General features: G+C 58.8%; 6 protein-coding genes and 3 pseudogenes. 6 read left to right on the top strand and 3 right to left on the bottom strand.

What is annotated here, in order from left to right:
- Both QTH97_RS34330 and QTH97_RS34325 read left to right on the top strand, forming a co-directional pair.
- Positions 1 to 455: IS66 family transposase (locus QTH97_RS34330; RefSeq protein WP_286573067.1), on the top strand; the 455-nt coding region annotated here is incomplete at its 5' end.
- Between the two features lie 42 nt (positions 456 to 497).
- Positions 498 to 917: pseudogene (locus tag QTH97_RS34325) on the top strand (IS66 family transposase); the annotation flags it as partial.
- A gap of 265 nt (positions 918 to 1,182) precedes the next feature.
- Here QTH97_RS34325 and QTH97_RS34320 read toward each other — a convergent pair.
- A pseudogene (locus tag QTH97_RS34320) lies at positions 1,183 to 1,491 on the bottom strand (integrase core domain-containing protein); the annotation flags it as partial.
- A gap of 64 nt (positions 1,492 to 1,555) precedes the next feature.
- Between QTH97_RS34320 and QTH97_RS34315 the strand changes: the two are divergent.
- Positions 1,556 to 1,768 (top strand): annotated as a pseudogene (locus QTH97_RS34315) (IS30 family transposase); the annotation flags it as partial.
- A 375-nt stretch (positions 1,769 to 2,143) separates the two neighbouring features.
- On the opposite strand, the gene QTH97_RS34310 reads toward QTH97_RS34315, so the two are convergent.
- Positions 2,144 to 2,932, bottom strand: coding sequence for a hypothetical protein (locus QTH97_RS34310; protein ID WP_286573066.1), 789 nt, complete (start codon positions 2,930 to 2,932; stop codon positions 2,144 to 2,146).
- Positions 2,933 to 3,144: 212 nt separating this feature from the next.
- On the opposite strand from QTH97_RS34310, the gene QTH97_RS34305 reads away from it, so the two are divergent.
- On the top strand, positions 3,145 to 3,519 hold the full coding sequence (locus QTH97_RS34305; protein WP_286573065.1) for a hypothetical protein: 375 nt from the start codon (positions 3,145 to 3,147) through the stop codon (positions 3,517 to 3,519).
- Between the two features lie 101 nt (positions 3,520 to 3,620).
- Here QTH97_RS34305 and QTH97_RS34300 read toward each other — a convergent pair whose 3' ends face one another.
- Complete coding sequence (locus QTH97_RS34300) at positions 3,621 to 4,628, bottom strand: DUF3616 domain-containing protein (protein ID WP_286573064.1); 1,008 nt, start codon at positions 4,626 to 4,628, stop codon at positions 3,621 to 3,623.
- Between the two features lie 143 nt (positions 4,629 to 4,771).
- On the opposite strand from QTH97_RS34300, the gene QTH97_RS37120 reads away from it, so the two are divergent.
- Both QTH97_RS37120 and QTH97_RS34295 read left to right on the top strand, forming a co-directional pair.
- A complete protein-coding gene (locus tag QTH97_RS37120; RefSeq protein ID WP_353655698.1) occupies positions 4,772 to 4,954 on the top strand; it encodes an integrase core domain-containing protein in 183 nt (60 codons plus the stop codon).
- Between the two features lie 546 nt (positions 4,955 to 5,500).
- Entirely contained in the window at positions 5,501 to 6,511 is a 1,011-nt protein-coding gene (locus QTH97_RS34295; RefSeq protein WP_286573063.1) for a hypothetical protein, read from the top strand.
- The last annotated feature ends 185 nt before the right edge of the window (positions 6,512 to 6,696 follow it).

Raw genomic sequence — 6,696 nt, 5'->3', positions numbered from 1 at the left:
TTCTACAACCGCGTGCGCATGCACACGGCCATCGGATACCTCGCCCCGGTCACAATGGAGCGCAGCCTCTTGGCTGCATGACTTGCTGTACGTGGAAACGAGGCAGGGTCATTCCGCCGGGTTCGGCCACGATCAAAGCGATTGACTACAGCCTAAAGCGCTGGCCGGCATTGACGCGGTACATCGAGGACGGTGACGTGCCGATCTCGAACAACTGGGTTGAGAACCAGATCAGGCCCATTGCCCTCGGAAGAGCCAACTGGCTGTTCGCGGGCTCCCTGCGTGCCGGCAAGCGCGCCGCGGCGATCATGAGCTTGGTTCACTCGGCACGCATCAACGGGCACGATCCCTATGCGTACCTGAAGGATGTCCTCGAACGCCTGCCGACCCATCCGGCAAGCCAGATCGATGACTTGCTGCCGCATCGCTGGCAGGCAGAGTCCGCCGCGCATTGATCTCCGAGCCCGTCGTCAAGATGGGTTTGCCGGACGCATACGCAGGAATTGACCAAGCCGCTGTGGGAGGAGTTCAAGCTGTGGCTCGAACTCGAGCGGCGCCGCGTACCCGATGGAAGCAGCATCGCCGCAGCGATCGACTACAGCCTGAACCACTGGGCACAGTTCACCCGTCATCTCGACGACGGCGAAGTCCCGATGGACAACAACTTCCTGGAGCGCCAGATCAAGCCCCGGCAGATGGGTCGCAAGAACTGGCTCTTCGCCGGCAGCGCATTGGCCGGCCAGCGCGCTGCAGTGGTGATGAGCCTGGTTCAATCGGCCAAGCTCAATGGACACGATCCTTGGCAATACCTGCGCGACGTTCTCGCGAGGCTGCCATCCCACTTGAACAGCCGGATCGAGGAGTTGCTACCGCACCGCTGGCAGGCCGGCAACGACATCAGCGAATTCGCCGACTGACCAACCATCGGTACCGCCGTCAAGATGGGACGGCAAGACGCTCACCTTTGTCTGGTCGAAAACCGCAGATGACATCCTCGCCAGCGTCGAGAGGTTTTGTCTTCGAACTTCTAACTCACGACACTAGTAGCCTTGCGCGTAGGGCACCGGTTGTCGACATGCATGACAGCAGGGCGCGGTCATTCCTGTTGAGGGTCCATCCAAGAGGTGGCGTGCTCAAGCCAACTGAATCGCCCCGGCTTTCATGGAGGCCCGTTGGTTTAGGTCATGCCGCCGCCGTGGCGGCCTGACTGGCGAGTTGCCGGTAGTAGTTTGCCTCAGCTTCTGCGGGCGGGATGTAGCCGATGGGTTCGAGCAGCCGATGGTGGTTGAACCAGGACACCCATTAGAGCGTTGCGAACTCCACCGCCTCCTTGGTCTTCCACGGTGCACGGCGATGGATCAACTCGGCCTTGTAGAGGCCGTTGATCGTCTCGGCCAGAGCGTTGTCAAAAGAGTCGCCTTTGCTGCCTACTGATGGCTCGATGCCAGCTTCGCCCAGTCGCTCGGTGTACCGGATGCTGACGTATTGGGCGGATTCAACCGGTCGTCGCAACACCTTCAATCATGGGGGTGCTATGGGAAGACCTGCAGGGTGGATGCAGAAGTTAACGGGGCGCGCGGCAATGCGATCGCCCGGTGCCCCTTCGCTTCGGCGAGAGGTGGAGCGGCAGTTCTGGAAGCAGATTGCCACCGGAATCACGAGTGAGAAGGCCGCCGAAGCCGTTGGCGTGTCGCAGCCGGTAGGCACACGCTGGTTCCGTCATCGTGGTGGCATGCCATTGTTCATGTCAAACCCCATATCGGGAAGGTAGGGCCGGGAATCCGAACGAAAACAACACCTCCAGGGGAGAACGAACCACCGATTGCTCAGGCGATCATGAAGCGATGGCAAGACAGGTCAGACCGTGGTTGGCAAAGCCCGCGCCGGACGAGGCACCCAGAGTGCGTGTATGCGATCGAGGCGTCAACCAGCTCATCCCATCAGGGACCGCAGCCAAAAGCTGCAATCAAAGTCCGAATGTACGGGTGCAATCTTTACCTTCGAGCCGCACGAATTGAGAACCTGGCATAGGGGGCGTCCATGTACGTCCGGCGAACCCATCTTGAATTGGCGGTAGGAGCAAAGGATGCTCGTATCCAAATGTTCAGCCAAACCGTTGCATCGACCGGTTGAATCCGCAATCTCAAGCTGCCACATCCATTAACACCTCCCACAGGGCAGCCGGTGCTCCCATCCAGTGCCAGAAGCTGTATCCGGCGTACCCGTGCTCATGGGTCAGCCTGATGAACTCCCTGGCGCGCTCAGCGCAAGCAGATGCACTGGCGCAGCCCCCTCCATCCCCCACCCAGCCTGCGCCCACGGGGAACATAGGAACGTCAAAGCGCTTGTTCGCCTCGATCGCCCGATTGAGTCGATGAGCGACGCTGGGGCTGGAGCCGTAGTAGACCTGTGGGGCATTGAACTGAGCATTCTTGACGAAGCCTTCGAATGGGTAGTCCTTAAAGTGGGTCGGGATGTCGTTGCCGCACATGGCGAGCCCGCACGAAGTCGGCTTAAGGCCATCGAGAATTGTCTTGCTGTATGCCGAAGCCATAGCATCGGTACCGGTGAAGAAGACCTCACCCGCTTCCGCGTCCATCAGGACACCATCAAGATCCAGATCGACGGCCAGCTTGACCAGCAACTCGCCCTCGGCCTTGGCGTGAGTCAAGGTCCCGCCGTGAGGAACCTGCCAGCCCCACACTGATATTCCGGCCTCGCGACATTCATTGCGAAGTGCCTTGAACAGCGCGATGTTTTTTGGCTGAACGTTCTCGTACGTTGAGGTGCCATCTGCTACCTTGATCCAGATGCCGCTGAGCTTCGCGGCTTTCGCCTTGCGCACCATGCTTGGGACGTCAACTTCCGCTTTGACAACGGGAGCCAGTTTCCAGATGAACATGCAGCGTCCAGAGAGCACATTGCGAGCCATTTGAATCTCCTGTGTGATGTCTCAAGTTCTGAGCGTCCGCCCGGATTATGAGTTCGAGAGGCGCGGACGCATTCCCTGGATTTATGAGGGGGAAAAGGCGCCAGCCCGCCGAGATGCATCGAAATTGGTTCATGGTCAACATCAACTTTCACCTTGAGCCGCCCTTTTGGCCGGGGCACCGTTGTCACTTCACAAGCCAACGAGGAGAAGATATGCAAGCCGTCCGCCCCAAGTGGATCGCCTTGGCAGTGCTGCTGGTCACCGGCTGCGCCAGTCAGCCCGGAACAGCACCTTTGCCGCCCGATACAGCCGTTCTCGCGCCCGATCCATCGGTGCCAGCCGACGTCCGTGCGCTCTCCGGCAAGTGGTCTGGCAAATGGCGGGGGCTCACCGGCGGAGTCCAGCAGGACACGGTGCTCGTGGTCGAGTGGATTTCAACGTCCCAGGCAGCAGTGATCCATTCCCAGGGCGATCACCCTCGGTTCCGGTCGGTGCAAGTCCGAACCGACGCCAAGATCGAACCGAGGAAGAGCACCTTTAATCTGACGCCGGCGAGAGGTCCGATCGTCTATATCCCTATCTGGTGAGATCTCCAAGACGCTCGGTTTTTCGCTCAGTCTCGCACTTGATCATTCCCGCGATCAAGGTCTCCTTGAAGACCATTCCAATGACGGTCAAGTGAGTTCGCTCATTCGAGAAACGCTCCCCGAAATCCCTTCTTCTCCAATGGCAACTTCTTGCTCTTGCACTTCTTGTCGTCCACAGGAATGTCCCCGTCATCGCTCAGTACGTAGTAGCGACCGCCTGTCCGCACCTTGAAGATCGCCTCTGGGTTGATGCCAACAAAAACTTGCTTCTCGACGAGCTTCGGCCGGCTATTGTTCGGATCGCCATCCCAACGATAGAGCCTGAAGCCGAGATCTTTGTTGTCGTCATGCGGGCCTGCCACGATGAGATAGTCCTTCCCAGTCCACTCGAGGCTTCGGATACCGCGCGTTCCGAGATCCAAAGGGATCAGGTCTCTGAAAGTTGGATCCGCGTCTGATTCCACTACCTGGGCCGGATTTACAAGGGGCAGGATCAGAGCCTTGCCTCCGGGACGTGGGTTGCGTAGTCCAATGAGCAATCCTTTGCCGTCGGGTGTGGGGGCAAGCCCCTCAACCCCCAAGCCATCTGCGCTTTCAGGGGCGAGCTTGGAAGCATCTCCAAGAACCTTTTCGAAGCGCTTGTCAGCGATCACCTTGTCGAGAAGTTTTGTGTATGGCTTGGTCTTCAGTGGGCGCACGGTTGGAATCGAGCCCCCATCCACCACCGTAGTCGCAAAGAATTGCCGACGGTCGGGTTGAGGATCTCCCTTGCCATCGGCCCCATGAGATGTGATCCAGTAGATCCGATTGCCAATGCGGGCAGAACCCTCAATGTCGGTTTCCTCTGGATTGCCATCGACCTTCTTAACACCGAGGTAACCTTCAAGATCTACCTTTGCAACATGCTTAGGATTGGCTATACGATAGATGTAGAGGGCGCTCTGCTCATCGTCGCCAACCACGAAGTGATCCTTGCCAATGCCGACGGCAGTGGAAGCGTCGCACATCCCGACATACCGGGTCTCCTTGCCGTTCGATTGAGCTGTCGCATTGGCAGCCAAACCCAGAACGACCGCAACAAGCGTGATGACTCTGATCGACATCGACATGATTCACCTCCAGAAAACTCTCAATGAGTCCTTCTGGCGTTTTAGTCCGCATGGGCGCCAAGTGCAATCCCCAGATGAGGGGATTGCAATGCAACCATATCCAAACCGAATGACGGGCGTCGGGGCAGCCCGTCGCGCGGGGGGTGCAATTTCCCCGCGCCACTCTCTACGACGCTGTCGCCCAGGCCAAGGCAGATATTGCGTGCTGCATCAATTTCTACAACACCTGGCGACCGCACTCTTCGCTGGACAGGCGCGCGCCCGACGAGTCCTGCTTCGCGACGCTGCCAGCAATGAAGGAGGCCGCCTGTTGGATTGAACCATGAGTACACGCCTCAAGCAGGGAGGACTTCGAAACGCCAGCGTGCAGACGATGGCGTCAATCAATCGAGGCGTTGAGGGCGCCAAGTGGATGCTCTGGCACTTTCAGCGCGCCGGGTGCTTGCGGCACCTGACGGCGATTGGCCGCGCGACGGACTGAGTCAGCGCAAGCAATGCCCTCGGTCGACTGGTTCGATACCTCCAACCTTGCCCAAGGTTTCTAATCAACTACGTGCAGCGCCGGGCGCAGGGACAACCGTTCACGAGCGGGGGTGCTGAATCAGTCGTCGGCTGCGTGATTGGTCAACGCATGAAACGCAACGGGCACATGCGGTGGACTCGCGTCGGAGCAAACGCAAGCAAGACGTCAGATCCATCAATGCGCTGGTATTCCGCCGAATAGATCGGCCGCGAAACGAACAACACCTTCACTGAGCGCTCAAGTCTAGCCTCCGATCTTGGCCGCTTCGTAGTATCGTTTGAGGATGCGCTGCGCCAGCGCGATAGTAAACTTTGAAGCGCACATCATCAATCACGCTGGGGGACACGTCATGGATATGAAGTGGGCGAAAGACGTTTTTGGTGGAGCTTTCGGCGCCGGCCTCGTACTGATTGTGCTCCCGAGCATCGGCCTTTATATGGGGATGGAACGCATCTCCACCAATAGCATCGTCGGCCTGCCCGTACTGGCCATCTTCGGCATCATGATCCTGTTCGGGGCGCTGGCCCTGATAGCGGCGGTCTTTCAAAAGCTCAGTCTTTCCGACCGAACTCAGGCACTCGCGCTGCCAGATGGTTCGATACGCGCAGTCATAGCACTGGCGCTGATAGTCCTCTTTGCGATCATCTCAATCATGCTCTACCAGTCGCTGGCGCAACCCTATGAGATAACACCGCTCACGAAGGAAGCGCGTGATACGGTGGTGAAGGAACTCTCGGCTCGCGTCATGGCGATCCGCCCGCTGGACTGTGCTGTGCAGCCGCCGCCTGTAGCCCCCGCGGGCGGCGAAACGGGCGCGACTGGAGGCGAAACCAAACCGTCCATGCCGGCCGGCGCTCCTGCCAATGCAATTGTCAATTCTGCATCCGACCAGTGCGCTACGGACAATAAGCGCTTCAGCGTTGTGGTTCGCACCCCGCCGGGGCAGGAGACAACCGATCTCGCCAAGCAATTGTTGATCTTGGTGGGGACCCTGATGACCTCGGTGACCAGCTTCTACTTCGCGTCGCGAAGCAATCCGGCCCCAATGCAGGACTCGACTCCACCCAAGAATCGCCCCGCCTTTGGCAAAGTGACGCCCCCACAAGCGACGCTCAAGGACGGTGAGGCGTTCGACCTCACAATCGAAGGCCGCGATCTGGAAGGCGTCAAGGGCGTCTCCCTTAGACAGGGCATCCGGGAGCTTACGGCGGACAAGGTTGCCGCCAGCATGACCAGCTTGAGCTGCACGTTCCTGGCGAAACACGATCTGCCTGTGGGACAGTGGGACATTAATATCACTGACTCTACAGGCAACATCGTTCCAACCAAGCTCACCGTGACGTTGACCAGAGCTCCATAGGCCGGATCAACACGCCGCCGCCAGCTCGGCGAGACATACGAGGCGATTGGCCGTGCCATGAACCTTGACCAACGAACTTTGGTCTTACATACAGCCAGTAAGGCGGCACAATAATGACTATTGGGACTGTAGAGCAGGACCAGAGCACACGCGGACCATTCAGCCGATAGCTCTCACCTTCGAAC

This window comes from Variovorax gracilis, assembly GCF_030317115.1.
Taxonomy (GTDB): Bacteria; Pseudomonadota; Gammaproteobacteria; order Burkholderiales; family Burkholderiaceae_C; genus Variovorax; species Variovorax gracilis.
Note: the sequence above shows the minus strand (reverse complement) of the source record. Positions and strands in the feature narration are given on the sequence as shown.